The sequence below is a fragment of the Roseibium salinum genome, from assembly GCF_026240905.1.
Taxonomy (GTDB): domain Bacteria; phylum Pseudomonadota; class Alphaproteobacteria; order Rhizobiales; family Stappiaceae; genus Roseibium; species Roseibium salinum.
In genome coordinates, this window is the sequence record NZ_JAPEVI010000003.1 from 3,562,313 (window position 1) to 3,583,592 (window position 21,280).

20 protein-coding genes are annotated in these 21,280 nt (G+C 61.3%); 15 read left to right on the forward strand and 5 right to left on the reverse strand.

Annotation, left to right across the window (positions count from 1 at the left end; genetic code table 11):
• Together ON753_RS21035 and ON753_RS21040 are read left to right on the forward strand one after the other, a co-directional pair.
• Window positions 1-825 (forward strand): ParA family protein, encoded by an 825-nt coding sequence (locus ON753_RS21035; RefSeq protein WP_265965138.1) that lies wholly within the window; start codon window positions 1-3, stop codon window positions 823-825.
• 99 nt (window positions 826-924) lie between these two features.
• Window positions 925-1,830: a ParB/RepB/Spo0J family partition protein gene (locus ON753_RS21040; protein WP_265965140.1), complete on the forward strand. Its 906-nt coding sequence runs from the start codon at window positions 925-927 to the stop codon at window positions 1,828-1,830.
• Window positions 1,831-1,949: 119 nt separating this feature from the next.
• Here ON753_RS21040 and holA read toward each other — a convergent pair whose 3' ends face one another.
• From holA to leuS, 3 genes are read right to left on the reverse strand one after another with little or no spacing between them, the layout of a single operon-like run.
• Window positions 1,950-2,990, reverse strand: a complete 1,041-nt coding sequence (gene holA, locus ON753_RS21045) for a DNA polymerase III subunit delta (RefSeq protein WP_265965142.1) — start codon at window positions 2,988-2,990, stop codon at window positions 1,950-1,952.
• A gap of 20 nt (window positions 2,991-3,010) precedes the next feature.
• Complete coding sequence (locus tag ON753_RS21050) at window positions 3,011-3,586, reverse strand: hypothetical protein (RefSeq protein WP_265965144.1); 576 nt, start codon at window positions 3,584-3,586, stop codon at window positions 3,011-3,013.
• The gene (leuS, locus tag ON753_RS21055; RefSeq protein WP_265965146.1) at window positions 3,573-6,194 is read right to left on the reverse strand and encodes a leucine--tRNA ligase; all 2,622 of its coding nucleotides are present in this window, start codon (window positions 6,192-6,194) and stop codon (window positions 3,573-3,575) included. The genes ON753_RS21050 and leuS overlap by 14 nt, the downstream gene beginning before the upstream one ends.
• Window positions 6,195-6,506: 312 nt before the next feature.
• Here leuS and ON753_RS21060 point away from each other — a divergent pair, with 312 nt between their 5' ends.
• Window positions 6,507-7,175 (forward strand): YggS family pyridoxal phosphate-dependent enzyme, encoded by a 669-nt coding sequence (locus tag ON753_RS21060; protein WP_265965148.1) that lies wholly within the window; start codon window positions 6,507-6,509, stop codon window positions 7,173-7,175.
• A 303-nt stretch (window positions 7,176-7,478) separates the two neighbouring features.
• Here the strand turns inward: ON753_RS21060 and ON753_RS21065 are convergent, their stop codons facing one another.
• The gene (locus ON753_RS21065; protein ID WP_265965150.1) at window positions 7,479-8,918 is read right to left on the reverse strand and encodes a TrkH family potassium uptake protein; all 1,440 of its coding nucleotides are present in this window, start codon (window positions 8,916-8,918) and stop codon (window positions 7,479-7,481) included.
• A gap of 225 nt (window positions 8,919-9,143) precedes the next feature.
• Between ON753_RS21065 and ON753_RS21070 the strand changes: the two genes are divergently transcribed.
• The 8 genes from ON753_RS21070 (at window position 9,144) to rimM (ending at window position 16,331) form a co-directional block, all read left to right on the forward strand.
• Window positions 9,144-10,136, forward strand: coding sequence for a TRAP transporter substrate-binding protein (locus ON753_RS21070; protein WP_265965152.1), 993 nt, complete (start codon window positions 9,144-9,146; stop codon window positions 10,134-10,136).
• Between the two features lie 153 nt (window positions 10,137-10,289).
• A complete protein-coding gene (locus ON753_RS21075; protein WP_265965154.1) occupies window positions 10,290-10,784 on the forward strand; it encodes a TRAP transporter small permease in 495 nt (164 codons plus the stop codon).
• Entirely contained in the window at window positions 10,781-12,055 is a 1,275-nt protein-coding gene (locus tag ON753_RS21080; RefSeq protein ID WP_265965156.1) for a TRAP transporter large permease, read from the forward strand. The genes ON753_RS21075 and ON753_RS21080 overlap by 4 nt, the downstream gene beginning before the upstream one ends.
• 11 nt (window positions 12,056-12,066) lie before the next feature.
• Window positions 12,067-12,939, forward strand: a complete 873-nt coding sequence (locus ON753_RS21085) for an isocitrate lyase/PEP mutase family protein (RefSeq protein WP_265965158.1) — start codon at window positions 12,067-12,069, stop codon at window positions 12,937-12,939.
• A gap of 505 nt (window positions 12,940-13,444) precedes the next feature.
• Window positions 13,445-15,001 (forward strand): signal recognition particle protein, encoded by a 1,557-nt coding sequence (gene ffh, locus ON753_RS21090; RefSeq protein WP_265965160.1) that lies wholly within the window; start codon window positions 13,445-13,447, stop codon window positions 14,999-15,001.
• Window positions 14,998-15,327: a chorismate mutase gene (locus tag ON753_RS21095; protein WP_265965163.1), complete on the forward strand. Its 330-nt coding sequence runs from the start codon at window positions 14,998-15,000 to the stop codon at window positions 15,325-15,327. The genes ffh and ON753_RS21095 overlap by 4 nt, the downstream gene beginning before the upstream one ends.
• A gap of 18 nt (window positions 15,328-15,345) precedes the next feature.
• Window positions 15,346-15,738, forward strand: coding sequence for a 30S ribosomal protein S16 (gene rpsP, locus ON753_RS21100; protein WP_265965165.1), 393 nt, complete (start codon window positions 15,346-15,348; stop codon window positions 15,736-15,738).
• 47 nt (window positions 15,739-15,785) lie between these two features.
• Window positions 15,786-16,331 carry a ribosome maturation factor RimM gene (rimM, locus tag ON753_RS21105; RefSeq protein WP_265965167.1) on the forward strand — a complete coding sequence of 182 codons (546 nt, stop codon included), beginning with the start codon at window positions 15,786-15,788 and terminating at the stop codon, window positions 16,329-16,331.
• Here the strand turns inward: rimM and ON753_RS21110 are convergent.
• Entirely contained in the window at window positions 16,286-16,798 is a 513-nt protein-coding gene (locus ON753_RS21110; RefSeq protein ID WP_265965169.1) for a VanZ family protein, read from the reverse strand. The two genes, rimM and ON753_RS21110, sit on opposite strands and share 46 nt — an antisense overlap.
• A gap of 172 nt (window positions 16,799-16,970) precedes the next feature.
• Between ON753_RS21110 and trmD the strand changes: the two genes are divergently transcribed.
• The 4 genes from trmD to ON753_RS21130 all read left to right on the forward strand — a co-directional run bounded on the left by trmD (window position 16,971) and on the right by ON753_RS21130 (window position 21,145).
• Complete coding sequence (trmD, locus tag ON753_RS21115) at window positions 16,971-17,681, forward strand: tRNA (guanosine(37)-N1)-methyltransferase TrmD (protein WP_265965170.1); 711 nt, start codon at window positions 16,971-16,973, stop codon at window positions 17,679-17,681.
• Window positions 17,682-18,008: 327 nt separating this feature from the next.
• Entirely contained in the window at window positions 18,009-18,479 is a 471-nt protein-coding gene (gene rplS, locus ON753_RS21120) for a 50S ribosomal protein L19 (protein WP_265965171.1), read from the forward strand.
• 303 nt (window positions 18,480-18,782) lie between these two features.
• On the forward strand, window positions 18,783-20,195 hold the full coding sequence (gene leuC, locus ON753_RS21125) for a 3-isopropylmalate dehydratase large subunit (protein ID WP_265965172.1): 1,413 nt from the start codon (window positions 18,783-18,785) through the stop codon (window positions 20,193-20,195).
• A 392-nt stretch (window positions 20,196-20,587) separates the two neighbouring features.
• Complete coding sequence (locus ON753_RS21130; protein ID WP_265965174.1) at window positions 20,588-21,145, forward strand: HNH endonuclease; 558 nt, start codon at window positions 20,588-20,590, stop codon at window positions 21,143-21,145.
• The last annotated feature ends 135 nt before the right edge of the window (window positions 21,146-21,280 follow it).

The following is a 21,280-nucleotide window of genomic DNA, read 5'->3' on the forward strand; positions in this document are numbered from 1 at the left end:
ATGAGCATGCTTCCCGAATCACCGCGCGTTCTCGCGCTTGCTAACCAAAAGGGTGGGGTGGGCAAGACCACCACGGCTATCAACCTCGGAACGGCCCTGGCGGCGATCGGGGAAAAGGTTCTGGTGATCGATCTCGATCCGCAGGGCAACGCATCGACCGGCCTCGGAATCGAGCACCGGGATCGCGGCGTGTCGACCTACGAGGTCCTCAGCGGCGACTGCTCACTGGCCGAAGCCGTGCGGGAAACCGCCGTGCAGCGCCTGTGGGTGGCGCCGTCGACCATGGACCTGCTGGGTCTCGAGCTGGAGATCGCCTCGACCAGCGACCGGGCGTTCCGGCTGCGAAATGCTGTCGAGGGCCTCACCAGGTCGCGCCTGTTTCAGGAAATCGGATTTACCTACGTTCTTGTCGACTGCCCGCCGTCCCTTAACCTGCTGACAATCAACGCCCTTTCGGCATCCCATTCCATTCTGGTGCCGTTGCAGTGTGAATTTTTCGCGCTCGAAGGTCTGAGCCAGCTGCTGAGCACGGTGGAGCAAGTGAAAAACGCGCTGAACTCGGAGCTCACCATCCACGGCATTGTTCTGACCATGTATGACAGCCGCAACAATCTCTCGAGCCAGGTGGTCGCCGATGTGCGCGAGACCATGGGCGATGCGGTCTACGAGACGGTGATACCCAGAAACGTGCGCATTTCCGAAGCGCCGTCCTATGGCAAGCCGGCGCTGCTCTACGATCTGAAATGCGCCGGCAGTCAGGCCTATCTCCGCCTCGCCTCTGAAATCATCCAGAGGGAACGCGAGTTGCGCCGCGTGGCCGCCTGAGAGGTTCGGTTCCGAACCGAAAACCTTTCGTCAGGCGGCGCTCAGACGACGGGTTCTATGGGTTAATCCATTGAAATATAAGAAGAAATAGGTGCGGTAATGGCGGAAAGAGACGTCAAGAACAAACGATTGGGCAGAGGTCTGGCCGCTTTGATCGGGGATTCCGCCCAGGAGACTGCGCCGCCGCCGGAAAAGTTCATTCGCGACTCGCGCAGGGTTCCGATCGAGCATCTTGAGCCGAACCCGCGTAACCCGCGAAAGACCTTCACGGAAAAGGATCTGATGGACCTGGCCGAGTCGCTCAAGTCCAAGGGCATCGTCCAGCCGATCCTGGTGCGTCCGGCAGCGGGCAAGGAGAACCGCTTCGAGATCATCGCAGGCGAACGGCGCTGGCGCGCGGCGCAGAAGGCCGGCCTGCACGAAGCGCCGATCATCATCCGCGAGGTCACCGATCAGGAAGCGCTCGAACTTGCCATCATCGAAAACGTTCAGCGTGCCGACCTCAATCCGATCGAAGAGGCCATGGGCTATGAGCAGCTGACGGCGGAGTTCAGCTACAGCCAGGGCGAGCTGGCGAAGGTCATCGGCAAGAGCCGCAGCCACGTCGCCAATACCATGCGGCTCCTCAAGCTGCCCAATTCGGTGAAGGATTATCTGGCGGAAGGCCTGTTGACGGCCGGTCATGCGCGGGCGCTGATCACTGTCGACGATCCTGCGGCGCTTGCCGAGCTGATCGTCGAAAGAGGACTGACGGTTCGTGATGCTGAAAAGATTTCCCAGGATCCGGAAGCCCTGGCACGGCTGAAGGGCGCGAAGACGCAGAGTGAGAAGCCGCAAAAGGATGCCGATACGAAGGCGCTGGAAAAGCGTCTGTCCGACTCGTTGGGGCTCAAGGTCATCGTCGGTCATAAGCCGGGCAAGGAATCCGGCGATCTGAAGATCAAATACACGTCGCTGGAGCAGCTCGACGAAATCTGCCGGAAGCTGGGCGTCGAGACACGCTGATAGATCATCCGGAAGTGTTTGCAGGGCCGGGACCGGGGACAGGTCTCGGCCCTTGCCGTTTTTCATCCTTGCCGTGATCGACAATAACGGCAGCGGAACGGCCTGCTTGGTAACGTCCGCTATCGCCGCTGGTTGCGCGCCCGGGCGGCGCGGCCGAGTTTCAGCAGGGCTTCGGAGAGCACCGGGACGCCGAGCGCGTCATTCAGGCGCGATATCTTCGTGGCTTCGCTCAGAATGCCCATGGCCCGCTCCAGATCATTCAGGGACCAGATGCGTAGCTGCTGCGCGAATTTCGGCTTCCGGCTGAAGAAGATCGGCGGGCGCTGGTTATCGACCACCTGCTGGGCGTTCCTGCCCTTGTCGATATCGATTCGCATCCGATGCAAATGCTGGAAATGCTTGAGGGCCTGGTTGGCGATCACGGAGGCTTTCGATCCGGCTTCCGACAACCGTTCCAGCCCGTGATCCAGCGTGGCGAGATCGCCGGATGCGGCGGCATCTATCAGCTGGGAGGTTTCGAAAGCGGAGGCATCGCCGATAATCGCCTCGACATCCTCGCTGTCGATGCGGCCCTTGCCGAGTGCATAGAGGCAGAGCTTCTTGAGCTCTCCGCGGCTCGCCATGCGGTCGCCGCCAAGCAGGCTGTGAAGGGCAGCCCTGGCCTCGCGGCTGATCGAAAGGCCGGCTTCTCGCGTTTCCTCGTCGATCAGCTGGTCAATGCCGCGGTCGCTGTCGGCGTAACATGGCAGGGCGACGGCGCGTTTGTGAGCTTCGATCAGTTTTCTGAGGCCGACACCCTTCTTGATGTCACCGGCTTCCAGCACCACCAGCGTTTGCCAGTCGTCCAGCTTGAGCACCGGCTCGACAGCCGGATTGAGGTTCTTGGCCGACGCGTCTTTCACCCAGACGACCCGCCGCCCGCCGAAAAGCGGCACGGTCAGCACTTCGTCGATCAATCGATTCGGATCCGAGCTGATGTCGGAAGCGTCGATCTTGATGAGATTGAAAGGATCGTCCTGGCCTTCGGAGGCTTTTGCCACCAGCCTTGCGGCCCGCTCCGAAACCAGGCCCGTATCGGGGCCGAAAATCAGGACAACGCCGCCTTCCGCCGGAGGGTTGGCGACGTAGCGGTCAATGTCGCCTGCTTTCAGGACGGTCACGGCAGAGGGGCTCCCGACCCTTAGGACTTGCTGGCGAAATAGCCGGCGACACGCGAGGCGATGTCATCGGCGACGGCCTTGGCCACCCGTTCCTGCGCGTCCCGGTAGGCGCGCTGATTGGCAAAACGCTGGTTCGAGAAGTCATAGGAGGCGGACTTGAATGTCCGGCCGGTCATCAGCGTTTCTTCGGTCTCCATGTCGCTCAGGATGAAGGTGGAGTTCATCGTGGTCGTGTAGGCGGAGGGAACGTCTGCAAACCGCTCGACACCGACTTCCGCGTTATTGACATCCATCAGCACCTTGAGACTGTATTTCTTGGGCGGTACCGCGGCGCCGCGTTCGAAGTGATAGATGAGTTCGTTGTAGAGAACCCGGGCGCCTTCGTCGTTTGCAAACCTGGCCGAAATCTCGTCCACATCGATTGCGGCAAGTTCGCCGGCGACCGACGACGGCGTCGAGCCGAGTTCGCCGGTGCTTGTGCCGTAGAGCGGGCGCACCTGGCAGCCGCTCAAGGTCAGGCCCACCGCAATGGCTGCGCAAAAGGCGGCCCGCCGCAGCGCGCCCTTGTTTTCGAGGAGGTTGTCAAGCAACGACATTCACGATCCTTTGCGGCACCACGATGAGCTTTTTCGGCGGGTTCCCGGCCAGCGCTTTTTGAACGACATCCAGCGCCAAGGTAGCTGCTTCGACCTCCTCTTTGGAAGCCTCTTTTGCAATCGTCAGTTCGCCGCGCTTCTTGCCGTTGATCTGAACGGGATAGGTAACCGTGTCCTCGCTCAGCAAAGCTTCGTCGGCTTCGGGCCACTTGGCATCGGAAATCAGGTTGTCGTGGCCGAGAACCGACCAGCATTCCTCGGCAAGATGCGGCATCATCGGCGCCATCATCTGGACCAGATAGTCCGCCGCTTCCCGGACCGCGTATTCGGTGCCGGCATCTTCCACGCCCTCATTGCAGACCTTGCTGAGCATGTTGACCAGCTCGTAGAGGCGCGCGACCGCCCGGTTGAAGCCGAGACTGTCGAGATCGGCCGAAGCGGCGGCCAGCGTCTTGTGGCTTGCGCGCCGCAGATCGAGGGCCTTCCCTTCGACATTCGGTGCGGAGCGGCTGCGCGGTTCGGTCTTTTCGGCAATGTCGCTGATCAGGCGCCAGACGCGCTGAACGAAGCGCCAGGCGCCCTGGACGCCGTCTTCGGTCCAGATGACGTCGCGCTCGGGCGGGCTGTCGGACAGCATGAACCAGCGTGCCGTGTCGGCGCCGTAGGTGTCGATGATGTCGGTCGGGTCGACGGTGTTCTTTTTCGACTTCGACATTTTTTCAATCGAGCCGATCGCGACCTCCTCGCCGGTGTCGATGAGGGTGGCGCGGCGTTTGCCGTCGACGTCCTCGATGCGGATATCGGCCGGGGCGATCCAGCGGCCGTTGCCGCCTTCACCCAGACGATAGGTCTCGTGGGTCACCATGCCCTGGGTGAAGAGGCCCTTGAAGGGTTCCTTCAGATCCAGCGCCCCGACCTTCTGCATCGCCCGTGTGAAGAAGCGCGAATAGAGCAGGTGCAGGATCGCGTGCTCGATGCCGCCGATATACTGGTCGACCGGCAACCAGCCGTTCGCCGCCTCCGGGTCGGTCGGCTGGTCGCAGTCAGGCGCGGTGAAGCGGGCGAAATACCATGAGGAATCCACGAACGTGTCCATGGTATCCGTTTCGCGCCTTGCCGCCTTGCCGCAATTCGGGCAGGAGGTGTCGCGCCAGGTCGGGTGACGGTCGAGCGGGTTGCCCGGCTTGTCGAAATTGATGTCGTCCGGCAGCTGGACCGGCAGGTTTTCGTCCCTTTCCGGAACGACGCCGCAGTCGTCGCAATGAACGACCGGGATCGGACAACCCCAATAGCGCTGACGGGAAATGCCCCAGTCGCGCAGGCGGTAGTTTACCTGGCGCTCGGCCTGGGGTGCACCGTCCACCTTTACGCCTTCCAGCTTCCGGGCGACGGCTTCCTTGGCGTCGGCAATGGAAAGTCCGTCTAGGAAATCGGAATTGAAGATGACGCCGTCATCGGTAAAGGCTTCATCATCCACGTCGAAGCTCGCCGGATCGGCGTCCTTCGGCAGCACGACGGGTTTGACCGGCAGTCCGTACTTGCGGGCGAAATCCAGGTCGCGCTGGTCGTGCGCCGGGCAGGCGAAGATCGCACCGGTGCCGTAATCCATCAGGATGAAGTTGGCGACATAAACCGGCAGTTCGATCGAATCGTCGAGCGGATGCTTGACGCGCAGGCCGGTGTCCAAGCCCTTTTTCTCAGCTTTTTCAATAGCTTCTTCGGAAGTTCCGATCCGCCGGCATTCTTCGATGAAGGCTTTGATTTCCGGATTGGTCTCGGCGACCCGGGCTGAAATCGGATGGTCCGGGGACAGGCCCATGAAGGACGCGCCGTACAGGGTGTCCGGACGGGTGGTGAAGATCTCGAGCGTCTTGTCGCCGTTGGGAGCCGGCTGGGTGAATTCAAAGCGGACGCGCAAGCCTTCGGACCGGCCGATCCAGTTCTTCTGCATAAGCCGCACCTTGTCCGGCCAACGGTCCAGCGTATCGATCGCCTCCAGGAGATCTTCCGAATAATCGGAGATCCTGAAGAACCACTGGGTCAGTTCGCGCTGTTCCACCAAGGCGCCGGAGCGCCAGCCGCGGCCGTCGATCACCTGTTCATTGGCCAGAACGGTCATGTCGACCGGATCCCAGTTCACCTTGGCGTTCTTGCGATAGACGAGGCCGGCGTCGAGGAATTTCAGAAACAGGCGCTGCTGCTGGGTGTAGTAGCTGACGTCGCAGGTCGCGAATTCGCGGCTCCAGTCCAGGGAAAGTCCCATGATCTTGAGCTGGTCGCGCATGGTGGCGATGTTTTCATAGGTCCAGTCCTTGGGATGGACCTTGTTCTGCATGGCGGCATTCTCCGCCGGCATGCCGAATGCGTCCCAGCCCATGGGGTGCAGGACATTGAAGCCCCTGGCGCGCTTGTAGCGGGCGACGACGTCACCCATCGCATAGTTGCGCACATGGCCCATGTGAATGCGGCCGGACGGATAGGGGAACATCTCGAGGACATAATATTTGTCGCGAGGGTCGTCGTTATGGGTGACGAAGACGTCCTTGTCGTTCCAGATCTTCTGCCAGCGCGCTTCCACTTCGCGCGCATTGTACCGTTCCGTTGCCATCAAATGTGCCGTCTGTTGCTACCGCCGGGACCGGCGGAATTCCTGTATGATTGACTGGCGGACTGTCACCAGAAATCAGCTCCGCGGTCAACATGCGAAAAGTTGTTGGTCTTGCAGATGTCTGTTTATTTCGCATTGCCGCATTCGTAAAGCTCTTGGGTCGCGGGCGGCCGGCAAACCGGGCCCGCTTCCCCACCCTCGCTCCGGGGACAATCGGATTGAGGAGAACGGGTTTGAAGTGCTTTTCGGTAATCTGCTAAGAGTTCGACAACCGTCACGGAAGATCTTTTCCGAACAAAACTGGAGCAACTCATGTCCGCTGCCGACCGTCTGTCCGAGGTTAAGGCCGATATCCGCAGTGCCGAGGCCGAATATGGTCGGGCGGACGGTTCCGTTTCGCTGATCGCCGTGTCGAAAACATTCGAGGCCGCGGATATCCGCCCGGTCCTGAACGCGGGTCACCGGATCTTCGGGGAAAACAAGGTCCAGGAGGCCATGGGCAAATGGCCGGGGCTCAGGGAGGACTATGACGGCATCGAGTTGCACCTGATCGGGCCGCTGCAGTCAAACAAGGCAAAGGAAGCGGTGGCGACCTTCGACGTCATTCACACGGTCGACAGGCCGAAGATCGCCCGGGCGCTCAAGGCGGAGATGGACAAACAGGGCAGGGATCTTGCCTGCTTCATCCAGGTGAATACCGGGGAGGAGCCGCAAAAGGCCGGCATCGCCCCGGGGGACGTCGACGCCTTCGTCGAAGACTGCCGCGGCGAGGTCGGGCTCAACATCGTCGGCCTGATGTGCATTCCGCCGATCGACGAAGCGCCGGGCGCGCATTTCGCGCTTCTTGAAAAAATCGCCAGGCGCAATGGCCTGAGCGGTCTTTCCATGGGCATGTCGTCCGACTACGGGATCGCCATCGGCTTCGGGGCGACCCATGTGCGTGTCGGATCGGCGATCTTTGGCGCACGCGACTACGCGTGACCTGCCGGATACGCTGCAAAGTGACGTAAATCTGACCCGCTTGTGGCTGCGCCCGGCCGCCGGTCACAACATTGCCGCGATCTTTCCCAAGAGAAGCCTTTCAGCAGCCGGGATTGGGCAGCAGAGTTTTTCGTGAGCCGCGCCGCAAGGATTCAACCAGCGCAGCCTGTTGGATCCGGAGAGTCTTCAACCGTTCATCCATAGGCCGGCTTCAGGCAATCATACCCCCCGTAGTCCGTGAAAGCGGCGCGATTGCCTGATTTGGAGCCACCGCCGGACGGCCACGCCGGCGGTGGTTTCCGTTTATTCCAGCCAGAAATCCGGGCTCAGCAGCAGGATTCCGGCGAGGATCTCGAGCCGGCCGAGGATCATCTCGCTGGCCAGAAACCATTTCGCGGTGTCGGAAAGCGACTGGAATGTTCCCGAGGGGCCGATCGTCTCGCCGATGCCGGGGCCGACATTTGCCAGGGCGGTGATCGAGGCGCTCAAGGCGGTTTCCAGATCCATGCCCAGCATCATATAGACTACGGAAAAGGCCGCGAACGCGCCGGTGTAGAGCACCGCGAACACGAGAATGCCTTCCAGAACGGTGTTGCTGACGGCATGTCCCTGGTACCGGGCGTCGATGACGCGGTGCGGACGGACAATTCTGCGGAGGAGGGCCCTGATGTAGCTGGTCAAGATCGCGACCCGGAACATCTTGAAACCGCCCGAGGTCGATCCGCTGCAGCCGCCGAAGAATGTCAGCACGAAAAAGATCGCGATGACGGCGGTGCCGAATTGAAGGTAGTCGTTGGCCGCATAGCCGGTTGTCGTAATGACCGAGACGACATTGAAGGCCGCGAAGGTGAAGGTCTGGAACGGCGCGTCTTCCACCATGAACCGTTGGAGCAGAAAGACAGTAAAGGCAGCGGCGGCCACGATGCCCAGCAGCAGGATAATCTGGATGTCCTCGCCGAAGCGCCTGTGCTCGATGCTCCTGATCAGATAGAGAAACGGCACGGCCGAGGCCAGCATGAAGAAAATGGCCACCCAATAGGCGGCAAGACCCGGAAACTGCCCGAATGACTGGTCGGATGTCGAAAACCCGCCGGTCGAGACCGTGGTCATGGCATGGTTCACGGCGTTGAAGAAGCTCATGCCGCACATCAGGTAGAGCAGGACGCAGGACACCGTCAGCCCGCCGTAAATCGCCAGCAGCCGGTAAACGAACGGACCAACATGACCGTAAGGCTTGTTGGTTTTCTCAGACGACTCCAGCGCGAAGAGCTGGCTTCCGCCGACACGCAGGCCCGGCAACAGCCAGATGCCGATGGCGATAACCCCGATCCCGCCGATCCACTGCAGGAGGCTGCGCCACAGGAGGATGCCGGGCGGCAGGACATCGAGGCCGGTGAGAATGGTGGACCCGGTCGTGGTCACGCCTGAAGCGGTTTCAAAAAACGCGTCGGTGAAACTGATGCCGAGGCCGCTGAAATAGAAGGGGATCGCGCCGGCGAAGGAAAAGGCGAACCAGGCGGCATTCACGAAGATGAGCGCCTCGCGGAAATTGCCGGGCGGGCGTTCGCCCCGGAACGCCAGGGTCATCAGGACGCCCGTGGTGCCGAGAACCAGCGCGGATGTGAGGAAGACCTGCCAGTCCGGATTTGACGCGAAAACATCCGCCATCGCCGGGATGATCATCAGGAGCGAAATCAGCAGCAGCAACCGACCGATCGGCAACGCTATGGCGCGAAAATTCATGTACCGTACAATCCCGGGACCATCGGCTGTCAGGGCGGCAGTCGAAGTTGCAGGTTGGCCTCCTTATCTGCGCGTGCACTGCAAAAAGCAAGGTCCGGCTATCGCGACGCGTTAAACGTCTCAATTGATTGTTGAATTTTTATACCTCCCGGGCAGCCGCGACCTGTATTGACCAGTGATTGCCCGTTTGCCAGACTGCCCCCATAGATTGGGAGGACATGAATTATGAAAGCATTTTCCTGGGCACTTGGTGCCGCGCTCGCGCTTGGCGTGTCGGTCGGCTCCGCCGGCGCCGCAGACACGACACTGCGCATTTCCCTTCAACTGCCGCTGACGAGCCATCTGGGTCAGAACGTTCTTCTGTTCAAAGAGGAAGTGGAGAAGAATGCAAACGGCGAGATTGCGGTTGAAATCTATGATTCCGCTCAGCTCTACAAGGACAAGGAAGTTCCCGCGGCCGTCGGGTCCGGATCCATCGAGATGGGCGTCGCCTCGCTGACCCGTTATGTCGGCGACATTCCGGCCGTCGACATATTCTACCAGCCGTTCCTGTTCGATACGGAAGAAAAGGTCCGGGCCGCGGTCGCTCCCGGGTCGCCCGTGCGGGGTCCCCTGGACGAAGCCATCAAGGAGACCGGATCGACGGTCCTGTGGTGGCAGGCCTATGGCGGCGCGATCATGCTGTCCAAGGGGGCGCCGGTGAAGACGCCGGACGACCTGAAGGGCAAGAAGGTCCGCGTTTTCGGCAAGACGCTCGGCGATTTCGTGACGGCGGCCGGCGGGGCGCCGACACTCATTTCGGGATCCGAGCAGTATCTCGCCTACCAGCGCGGCACGGTCGATGTCGGCATGACCGGCGTTTCCGGGGTCAAGTCCAGGAAGCTCTGGGAAGTGATGGACACGATAACCGTCACCAACAATGCGGATATCGAATTCATCGTGGTCGTGAACACGGATTTCTGGAACGGTCTGCCCGAGGAACACAAGGCGATCATCCAGGCCGCCGCCCTGAAGGCCGAATCCGATGTGCGGGACCGCATGTCCGAGATCGAAGCGCAGGCCTATGAAGCTGCGAAGGAAAACGGCATGACGGTCTATACCCCGACCGAGGAGGAAATGACCGCCTGGAAGGCCGTCAGTCAGCCGGTCTACGACACGTTTGTCGAAAAGGCCGGGCCTCTCGGCCAAAAGGTCATGGAGGCGGCCAGCGCACTCTGATCCACCCTGACGACAGTCACATCGCGGGGCGGACGCTCAGCCGTCCGCCCCGCGACAAATGATCCGGAGCCGTCCGGATCGCCTCAAACATCCCTGCTCGCCTTACGCCTTCATCCAGCGGCAATCGATCTTGCCCCACCGTCCGATGGTCTCATGAGAGCCTTTTTCCTGTTTCTTCAGGCGCTCGCCTGGACTGCTGCGCTGTTGTTCATTCTCGCCGGCTGCATGCTCACCTACGAGGTTCTGGCACGGTACCTGTTCATCGCGCCGACCATCTGGGCCGCCGAGCTTGCCCAGCTGTGCCTGATCTGGGGCACGATGATCGGAATGCCCTGGCTCCTGAAGACGGGGCGGCATATCTCCGTCGATGCCATGACGGACCGCCTCGGTCCGGCGGGCAGGCGCTTGTGCCATGTGCTCGCCATGCTCGTCATTGCCGCTTTCAGCGCGGTGGTCGCCTGGAAGGGCGGCGCCATCTTCCACGAGTCGTTCGCGCGCGGCCGGACAACCGGATCCATGCTCGACCTGCCGACCTGGGTCGCCGAGCTGGCCATTCCGGTCGGGTTTGCGCTCCTGTTCGTCCAGGCTTTGATTGAAGTGGCAAGCGAGCCAAAGGGCTCGAATGCCGAAGAGGCGGTGCCGGAATGACGACGCTCCTCATTCTCGCGGCGCTTTTCGCCCTGCTGCTCATCCGCGTGCCGGTGGCTTTTTCGCTTGGCGGACTCGGTCTTGCCCTGCTGATCTTCGGCGGATTTTCGCCGCTCATGGCACCGCAGGCGATCCTTTCCACGCTGGACGGCTTTATCCTGCTGGCGGTTCCGCTGTTCCTGCTGATGTCCAACATCCTGCTCAAGGGCGGCGTCGGCAGGGACCTCTTTGCCGCCGTCCATGCCTGGGTCGGCCACTGGCCCGGCGGTCTTGCGGTGGCAACCATCGTCTCCTGCGCCATCTTCGCCGCCATTTCCGGCTCCTCGGTCGCCACCGCCGCAACCATCGGCACGGTCGCCATTCCCGAAATGATCCAGCGCGGGTATGAGCGGAAGTTCGTCTACGGGCTGCTGGCGGCGGGCGGCACGCTCGGCATCCTCATTCCGCCCTCCATTCCGATGATCGTCTACGGCTTTGTCACGGAACAGTCGGTGATCGCACTGTTCCTGGCCGGCATCGGACCCGGGCTCCTGCTTGTCGTGGTGTTCATCGGCTTTTCCATGATCTATGCGCGCTGGTTCGGCGGCTATACGCCGGAACCGGCCTCAAGTACCCGCGAACGCATCGACAGCACGGTGCGCGCCTTGCCGTCGATTGCCCTTGCGCTGATCGTTATCGGCGTCATCTATACCGGCGTTGCGACGCCGACCGAAGCGGCGGCCATCGGCTTCGCGGTGGCGCTGCTCATCACCGGACTCTTTCTGCGCACCCTGACCTTGAAGACATTCACCGAGGCGGCGCTGGAGTCCATGGTGACGACGGTCGCCATCCTGCTGATCGTCGCCGGGGCAAAGGTCTTCGGCAAGGCGATCACGCTCTACCGGATCCCGCAGGATATTTCCGTATTCATCGGCCAGAACATCGATACGCCGCTTGCCTTTATCCTCGTCGTTTCCGTGGTGCTGCTGATCATGGGGCTGGTGTTCGAGGCGCTGTCCATGGTGCTGATCATGACGCCGGTCCTGCTGCCGGCTGCCCTGACGCTCGGCTTCGATCCCATCTGGTTCGGCGTCTATATGGTGGTGATGGTGGAATGTGCGCTGATCACCCCGCCGGTCGGGCTCAATCTCTATGTGATCCAGTCGGTTGCCCGCGCCAGACTGTCGGAAGTCTCCCGAGGCGTGCTGCCGTTTCTGCTGCTGATGCTGATAACGGTTGCGATCCTCTACGTCTGGACCGATCTTGCCCTTTACATCCCGTTCAAGCTCTGAGGTTCCAAGCCATGCCGTCTCCGGCCGACAAGCTCCGCGCCCTGCTTGCGCAGGACAAGCTGCACGTCATGCCCTGCTGTTTCGATGCGCTGTCCGCCAGGCTGATCGAGCAGGCGGGTTTCGGACTGACCTTCATGTCCGGCTTTGCCGCATCCGCCTCGCGGATCGGCCAGCCTGATCTCGGCCTGATGTCCTATGGCGAAGTGCTGGACCAGACCCGCAATATAGCCGATGCGGTCCGGATCCCGCTGCTGGCCGACGGCGATACCGGCTATGGCAACGCGATGAATGTGCGCCGGACGGTGGCCGGTTTTGCCAAGGCCGGCGCCGCAGCGGTGATGATCGAGGATCAGGTGGCACCAAAACGTTGCGGCCACACGCCGGGCAAGGCCGTCGTCGCGCGCGAGGAGGCCTTTGACCGGATTCGGGCCGCCAATGACGCCAAAGCGGCGGGCGCTGATATCCTGATCCTCGCCCGCACCGACGCCCGCCACGAACACGGGCTCGGAGAAGCGATCGGGCGGGCGGCGAAGTTCAGCGAACTGGGCGCGGATATCCTCTTTGTGGAAGCGCCGAGGACCGTCCAGGAAATGGAGACCATCTGCCGCGAGCTGCCGGGGCCGAAAATGGCGAATATCGTCGAGGGCGGCGAGACGCCAGACCTGCCGCACAAGGAACTGGAAGACCTCGGTTTCGCGATCGCCGCCTATCCGCTGACGCTGATGGCAAGCGCGATGAAGGCCATGGTCCACACGCTGGAGCGGTTGAAATCCGGTCAGGACCGGACTGCGGATCTGATGGATTTCGGCGAATTGCGCGAACGGATCGGGTTCAACGACTATTACGAGGTGTCTTCGCGGTACGAAACGTCCAGGCGTGATTGAGGGGCAGCATTGTCTGCAACCGTCATTCTGGACAAGGGAGGCGGAGCCGAACGCAGATCCGGAATCCAGGTATATGTCGCGCCGCAGGCGCGTCTGAATTTTGCATGAATAATGAGTTCGCTTCGCTCACGCCCATTTCTGGATTCCGGATCTGCGCGCAGCGTTGCTGCACTTGTTCGGAATGACGGACATCCCTGATCTCCGCCAGCGACGTGGCTCCTGCGACAGGCCCCTGATCACCGGCTCTCACGAAATCCGGCGCATTCCTTGACTCTTCCGGTTCTTTCAGGCATAGACCCGCCAACTCCATACGAGTGACCGACAATCTGATCCGCCGACCGGGACCCGCAAAGGTCTAAAGAGAGCCCGGAGGTCAACACCCGACAGCGCGTTGCGCCCTCGGGTGGCAAACCGCTTTGCGCAAGCGCCGCGGCTTGGATTTGAAGCACGGTTGCCCATATGGTTCGGGAGATCTCCCGAAACCGATGACTGTAAGGACCAGTTGATGTTTGAAAGCCTGTCCGATCGACTAAGCGGAATTTTCGACAAGCTAACCGGCCGCGGTGCGCTGTCGGAAAATGACGTCAATGAAGCGCTGCGCGAAATCCGCCGCGCGCTGATCGAGGCTGACGTCGCCCTGCCGGTCGTTCGCTCCTTCACCGACAAGGTCCGCAACCGGGCGGTTGGCGCGGAAGTGGTCAAATCGGTGACCCCCGGCCAGATGGTCGTCAAGATTGTGCATGACCAGCTCGTCGAGATGCTGGGAACGGAAGCCGAGCCGCTCGACCTGAACGCCCCGGCACCCGTGCCGATCATGATGGTGGGTCTGCAGGGCTCGGGTAAAACCACGACGACGGCCAAGATTGCGCGGCGCCTGACCCGGCGCGACAAGCGCAAGGTGCTGATGGCCTCGCTCGACACCCGCCGTCCGGCGGCCCAGGAACAGCTGAAGATCCTGGGCGAGCAGAACGACATCGACACGCTGCCGATCATCCAGGGCCAGGGACCGGTCGAGATCGCCAAGCGGGCGATTTCCGCCGCCAAGCTGGGCGGCTATGACGTGGTCCTGCTCGATACGGCGGGCCGGATCCATATCGACGAGCCGCTGATGGTGGAGATGGCGGACGTCAAGGCCGCCACCCGGCCCCATGAAATCCTGCTCGTCGCCGACTCCCTCACCGGTCAGGACGCGGTCAATCTGGCCCAGAGTTTCGACGAACGCGTGGGCATCACCGGCATTGCGCTCACCCGTATGGACGGTGACGGGCGCGGCGGTGCTGCACTTTCCATGCGCGCCGTCACGGGCAAACCGGTCAAGCTGGTCGGTACCGGCGAAAAAGCCGATGCGCTGGAAGACTTCCATCCGAAGCGGATCGCCGACCGCATTCTGGGCATGGGCGATATCGTCTCGCTCGTCGAAAAGGCGGCGGAAGCCATCGATGCGGAAAAAGCCGCCAAGATGGCCAGGAAGATGCAGAAGGGTCATTTTGACCTGGAGGATCTCGCCGAGCAGCTCCAGCAGATGGAAAAGCTGGGCGGCATGTCGGGCATGATGGGCATGCTTCCGGGCGTCGGCAAGATGAAGAAGCAGATCGAGGCGGCCAATATCGACGACAAGGTCTTCAAGCGCCAGATCGCCATCATCCAGTCCATGACCCCGACCGAGCGCCACAAGCCGGACCTTCTGAAGGCAAGCCGCAAGAAGCGCATTGCCGCCGGTTCCGGCGTCGAGGTGGCCGAGGTCAACAAGCTGCTGAAGATGCACCGCCAGATGGGCGACATGATGAAGTCCATGGGCAAGAAAAAAGGCATGCTGGGCAAGCTGATGGGCGGCTTGGGCGGCGGCATGCCGAATGTCGATCCCAAGCAGCTTGATGAAATGGCGAAATCTGGCCAGCTTCCGGGCGGCGTGGACCTGCCGAAGGGCCTTCCGGGCGGAATGTCCGGTCTCCCCGGCGGCATGGGCGGCCCCGGGCTGCCTCCTGGAATGTCCGGCCTGCCGGGCCTCGGAGGGCCGAAACTTCCCGGCCTGCCGGGCACGGGCAAAGGCAAGAAACGATGAGCGTCAGCGAAGCCGAAACCCGGCTGGGCCAGAGCGAGGCCCTCGAGGAGCTGAAGGCGCTCCGGGCTTCCATCGACAATATCGACGCGGCGCTCGTTCACATGCTCGCCGAACGGTTCAAATGCACCCAGAAGGTGGGTGTTCTGAAAGCGACCAACAATCTGCCGCCGGCCGATCCGGCGCGGGAAAAGATTCAGATCGAGCGGCTGCGGCAGCTTGCTGGCGACGCCAATCTCGATCCTGACTTTGCCGAGAAGTTCCTGAACTTCATCGTTCACGAAGTGATCCGGCACCATGAAGCCATTGCCGCTGAAGCCGGCAACTGAAAAAACTGGAGATACAAAATGGCTACGAAAATTCGCCTGGCACGCGGCGGTTCCAAGAAACGCCCGTTCTACCGCATCGTTGTTGCTGACATCCGCTCTCCGCGCGATGGCCGCTTCATCGAAAAGGTCGGTTCCTACGACCCGATGCTGCCGAAGGAATCCGAAGAGCGAGTAAAGCTGGATGTGGAACGCATCCAGTATTGGCTCGACAACGGTGCAAAGCCGACCGACCGCGTTCTGCGCTTTCTGGACGCTGCCGGCCTCGTGAAGCGTGAGCCGCGCAACAACCCGAAAAAAGCCGCGCCGGGCGCAAAGGCGAAGGAACGCCTGGAAGCCAAGCGTCTGGCCGATGAAGAAGCCGCCGCCGCTCCGGCCGAGGAAGCCGCTTCCGAAGAAGCTGCCGCCGAATAACCAGATGACCTGTGCCGCACCGGCTTTCCAGTCAGAGGCCCGATGACATGACTTCGTCAGAGGATCAAAAGGTCCTGATGGCCAAAATCGGCGCGGCGCACGGCATTCGCGGGGAGGTGCGGGTCAAGCCGTTCGGCGATGACCCGCTGTCCTTCACCGACTACGGCGTTTTGACCACGAAGGACGGCAGATCCTTCGAAGTCGAAAAGGCGCGGGTGCAGAAGACGGTCGTGGTCACCAAGTTCAAGGGGATCACGGACCGCAATCAGGCGGAGGAACTGAACGGGCTGGATCTTTATGTCAGCCGCGACCAGTTGCCCGAACCTGAAGAAGACGAATTCTACTATTCCGATCTGAACGGCCTGACCGTTCTTGACCGGAGCGGCGAGACGCGCGGCAAGATCGTCGCCGTCCAGAATTTCGGCGCAGGCGATCTCCTGGAGATCCGCCCCGCGCGCGGCAAGAGCTTCTATATTCCCTTCACGAAGGACTTCGTTCCGGAAATCGACCTGGACGAGAAGCTGGTGAAGATCGACCTGCCGGAGGACTATTTGTCCGAGGGCGAGCCTTCGGAAGAAGCGCCGGACAGGTAACGGGTCGGCACCGCCTGCAGTCCCATTTTCCCGAGATCGAGGTCTTGCGTGTCGTCGAGCAGGGCCTGTCGCGATTCCGAGCGGACCAATGCGATAAGCGCCACCACCAGCGCGACGCCGATGCCGTTTGCCACCGTATCGGACAGCGACATTTCGTGATGTGGCAGGAAGCCCTGCATCACTTCGCCCCCCAGGCCCAATGTGAAGGCGACAACGGCGGAAATGCGCAAGCGGCAGCAGAACAGGGCGTGGATGGAAAGGGTCAGCAGGGCGTAAAAGCCGATATGAATGACCTTGTCATAAGGGTGCCCGACGCCGGTATTGAACACCAGGCCCATCAGGATGCCGAAGCTCATCAGAGCCGTCAGCGGCAGCACCCGGCTCAGGGAAAAATCGATATAATGCCGAGCGATGCGTCCTTGCATAAAGGCGGGAAGCTTGAAACGAATGACAGGGAACTTGAGCACGGCCGGATACCCGATTGAAACGCGCTTGTCAGTTTAGACAGGGAGCCTTAATCAGAGCTTTCCAGCCGGCAAATGACCCCGCTGAAAAAGGCGTGTTTCGCGGGTTTGGTTAACAAAGTCTTGCTGCGGTTCGGCTGCAGCATCTGGTGGTTGAACGAGAACGGACCGGCTCATGGCCTTCAAAGCAACGATCCTGTCGCTCTATCCGGACATGTTTCCCGGGCCTCTGGGCCACAGCCTTTCCGGCCGGGCGCTGGAAAAGGGCCTGTGGGAGCTGGAAACCCGCCAGATCCGTGACTTTGCCACCGACAAGCACCGGTCCGTCGACGATACGCCGGCCGGCGGCGGCGCCGGCATGGTGCTGCGGGCCGATGTCCTTGCCAGGGCGATCGATGCGGCCGCGCCGGCAGATGATCCGCGCCCGAAGCTTCTGATGAGCCCGCGCGGCCATCCGTTCAACCAGGCAAGGGCGCGCGAGCTTGCCGAAGGGCAGGGCGCCGTCATTGTCTGCGGCCGTTTCGAGGGGGTGGACCAGCGGGTGATCGATTCCCGTGGGCTGGAGGAAATCTGCATCGGCGACTACATCCTTTCTGGCGGTGAAATCGGCGCGATGACCATGCTGGACGCCGTGGTCCGCCTCATTCCCGGCGTGATGGGCAACAAGGAAAGCGGCGATACGGAAAGTTTCGAGACGGGGCTGCTGGAACATCCCCACTATACGCGCCCGGCCGATTTCGAAGGCATGCCGATCCCCGAGGTTCTGACCTCCGGCAACCACCGGAAAATCCATGAGTGGCGCATGGCCGAGGCCGAACGCCTGACCCGCCAGCGCCGGCCCGATCTCTGGGAGGCCTATATGGCGGACGAGGACGACGTGGATTAGGCTCCGGTCAGCTCCGGTGGATACGAACTGTGGGCCTTTTCTGCCGGCTTGCTCTCCGGCCAAGGTCGGAATGCGGTTTGCCTGGCAGACGCGGCTGTGCCCGAAAAAGCGCATGACATGGCCGGGAAAATCCTGTATACGCCCGCCAAGCAGGATGAAGGCAGGGGCCTGTCTCAGGCTCCCCCGAATGTGAGCGAGGGTACCTGAACACCCGAAAAGCCCATGAAATCCGGCGGATATGCGACATGGCCCAAAGTCGGTGAATTCGTTCCTGGCCCCGAGCGGGGAACGCTCTGACCGCTTTGTAATTGAAAAGGGAAAAATGCCATGAATATCATCGAGCAGCTCAATGCTGAGGAAATGGCGAGAATCGAGGATCAGCGCAAGCTTCCCGAATTTTCTCCGGGTGACACCGTCCGCGTCAACGTGAGGGTCACCGAAGGTACCCGGACCCGTACCCAGGCTTACGAAGGCGTCTGCATCGCCCGTTCCGGCGGCGGCATCAACGAAAGCTTCACGGTCCGCAAGATTTCTTACGGCGAAGGCGTCGAGCGTGTCTTCCCGATCTTCTCGCCGATGCTGGAAGGCGTAGAGGTTGTCCGCCGCGGTAAAGTCCGCCGTGCGAAGCTCTACTACCTGCGCGACCGCCGCGGCAAGTCCGCCCGTATCGTCGAAAACACCAATGTTCGCGCCAAGCGTCTCAACGAAGAGACCCGCGCCGAAGCCACCGCTGCCAAGGTTGCAAAGGCCGAAGCGAAGCAGGCCGAGAAGGACGCTGCAGAGAACGCAGCCGAATAAGCCGGCACGGCAGGCAAGTTCACGAAAGGGCGGTCCTCGGGCCGCCTTTTTTTGTTAAAGGCGCACTCCCGGTCAATCTCAGTTGAATTCAGCTCAACTCGCAACGCTTGACCTTGAAGCGGAGCTGCGTCATTCACTAGGTCGACCTGCTTTCATGCGCATCCTGCGTGAAGGCGGAAAGTTGATCGCTCTTGAAATGTCAGAGCATCTTGTCTGCGGCTTTACATGGACGCGGCAAGAAGCGCCGGAGGCAAGCGCAGCGGACAAGCGCGCGGCCGATCCGGCCGGAATGAGGAGAGACCCATGGCCAAGGCACGGACGCTTTACGACAAAATCTGGGACGACCACGTGGTCGACATGCAGCCGGACGGCACCGGCCTGCTTTATATCGACCGTCATCTGGTGCACGAGGTCACCAGTCCGCAGGCCTTCGAGGGCCTGCGCATGACGGGACGCCAGGTGCGCCAGCCGCAGAAGACGCTGGCCGTGGTCGATCATAACGTTCCGACCACCGACCGCAGCCACGGCATCGACGATCCGGAATCCGCGCTGCAGGTCAACACGCTGGCCAAGAACGCGGCCGAATTCGATATCGAATATTATTCCGAGCTCGATCTGCGTCAGGGCGTTGTCCATATCGTCGGTCCCGAACAGGGCTTTACCCTGCCCGGCATGACCATCGTCTGCGGTGACAGCCACACGTCCACCCATGGTGCGTTCGGTTCGCTGGCGCACGGCATCGGTACCTCCGAGGTCGAGCACGTGCTCGCCACGCAGACCCTGATCCAGCAGAAAGCCAAGAACATGCTGGTGAAGGTCAACGGCCAGGTTCCGGCCGGCGTCACCGCCAAGGACATCGTACTGGCGATCATCGGCAAGATCGGCACTGCCGGCGGGACCGGCTATGTGATCGAATATGCCGGCGAGGCAATCCGCGCGCTCTCCATGGAGGGCCGGATGACGGTGTGCAACATGTCCATCGAGGCGGGCGCCCGCGCCGGCCTGATCGCGCCGGACGAAACCACATTCGCCTATATCAAGGGCCGCCCGAAGGCACCGAAGGGCGAAGCCTGGGACATGGCGATGGCCTACTGGCAGACCCTGCATTCCGATCCGGAGGCCCATTTCGATAAGGTGATCGAGCTTGACGGGGCAAACCTTCCGCCGATCGTGTCCTGGGGCTCGTCCCCGGAAGACGTCGTCGCGGTTGAGGGCGTCGTGCCGGACCCGGACGAAATCGAGGATGAAAACCGCCGCCAGTCCAAGAAGCGTGCGCTGGAATACATGGGTCTCAAGCCGGGCACCAAAATCACCGATATCAGGATCGACCGGGCCTTTATCGGGTCGTGCACCAACGGGCGCATCGAAGACCTGCGTGCCGCGGCGGCCGTGATCGGCAACGGCAGGGTCGCCCCCGGCGTCAGCGCCATGGTGGTTCCGGGCTCCGGCCTGGTGAAAGAACAGGCGGAAGAAGAAGGCCTGGACGTCATCTTCAAGGAGGCCGGTTTCGAATGGCGCGAGCCGGGCTGCTCCATGTGCCTTGCCATGAATGCCGACAAGCTGAAGCCGGGCGAGCGCTGCGCTTCGACCTCCAACCGGAACTTCGAGGGCCGGCAGGGTCACAAGGGCCGTACGCACCTGGTTTCGCCGGCCATGGCCGCGGCAGCGGCAATAGCCGGTCATTTCGTCGACATCCGCGAGTGGACGGTGAAATGATTCGTTGCGGAACGCAGAATTGACAAGGGCGCCCCAGGGCGCCCTTTCTCGTTTCCAAGGCAAAACGCGGGGCATTCCGCAGGTGACCCGGATTTTGCGCAAACGATTCATAGATTTAGGGAAAACCCCTTCCCGGAAAAACCATATTAACAACTGGCGCCAGAAAAGAACGCGCCGGGCTTCACAAGACTGTCACCTCGGCACTACAATACTCCCATCACAAATGGACATGTTCCGCCGTCCGAATGACCGGGTAGCGGGCGATCCGACCGGATCAGCGTGTTTCATGTAAGAACGCATGAAGGCAGAGACGCGGATCGGCTTTAAGATGTTGGAGCATCTTGATTGCGATCATCTGAACGCGGAGATGCACTGGGTGTGAGGAGCGGAAGGTGACGATAGCGGTATCGCCGGGGGGCCATCCGGCGTTGGTGCTCAATGCGGATTACCGGCCTTTGAGTTACTATCCCTTGTCTTTGTGGTCCTGGCAGGACACCGTCAAGGCGGTCTTTCTGGATCGGGTGAACATTGTCGCCGAATATGACGCGGCGGTTCGAAGTCCGAGCTTCGAATTCCGATTGCCCAGTGTTGTCTCCCTCAAGACCTTCGTCAAACCCAGCCGTTATCCCGCCTTCACACGCTTTAACGTTTTTCTTCGCGACAAATTCCAGTGCCAGTATTGCGGCTCCAAGGACGAGCTGACCTTCGATCACCTGGTTCCACGCTCCAAGGGCGGCCTGACCACCTGGGAAAACGTGATCACCGCCTGCTCCCCTTGCAACTTGCGTAAATCCAACAAGTCCTGCGCGCAGCTGAACATGTGGCCGATGCACATGCCCTTCCAGCCGACCATTCAGGATCTCCACAACAACGGCCGCGGGTTCCCGCCGAACTACCTGCACGACAGCTGGCTCGATTTCCTCTATTGGGACACCGAACTGGAGCCATGAGGCCCGGCTTTCAAAAGCCCCGGCCCATGCTGCCGCACGTATCGGGGACGGTCTTGCCCATGGGTTTCGGGACCGGAATATGTTAACGGGATTTTAACCGGATACTTAAGGTCGATTTAAGGGTTTAGGCACTTT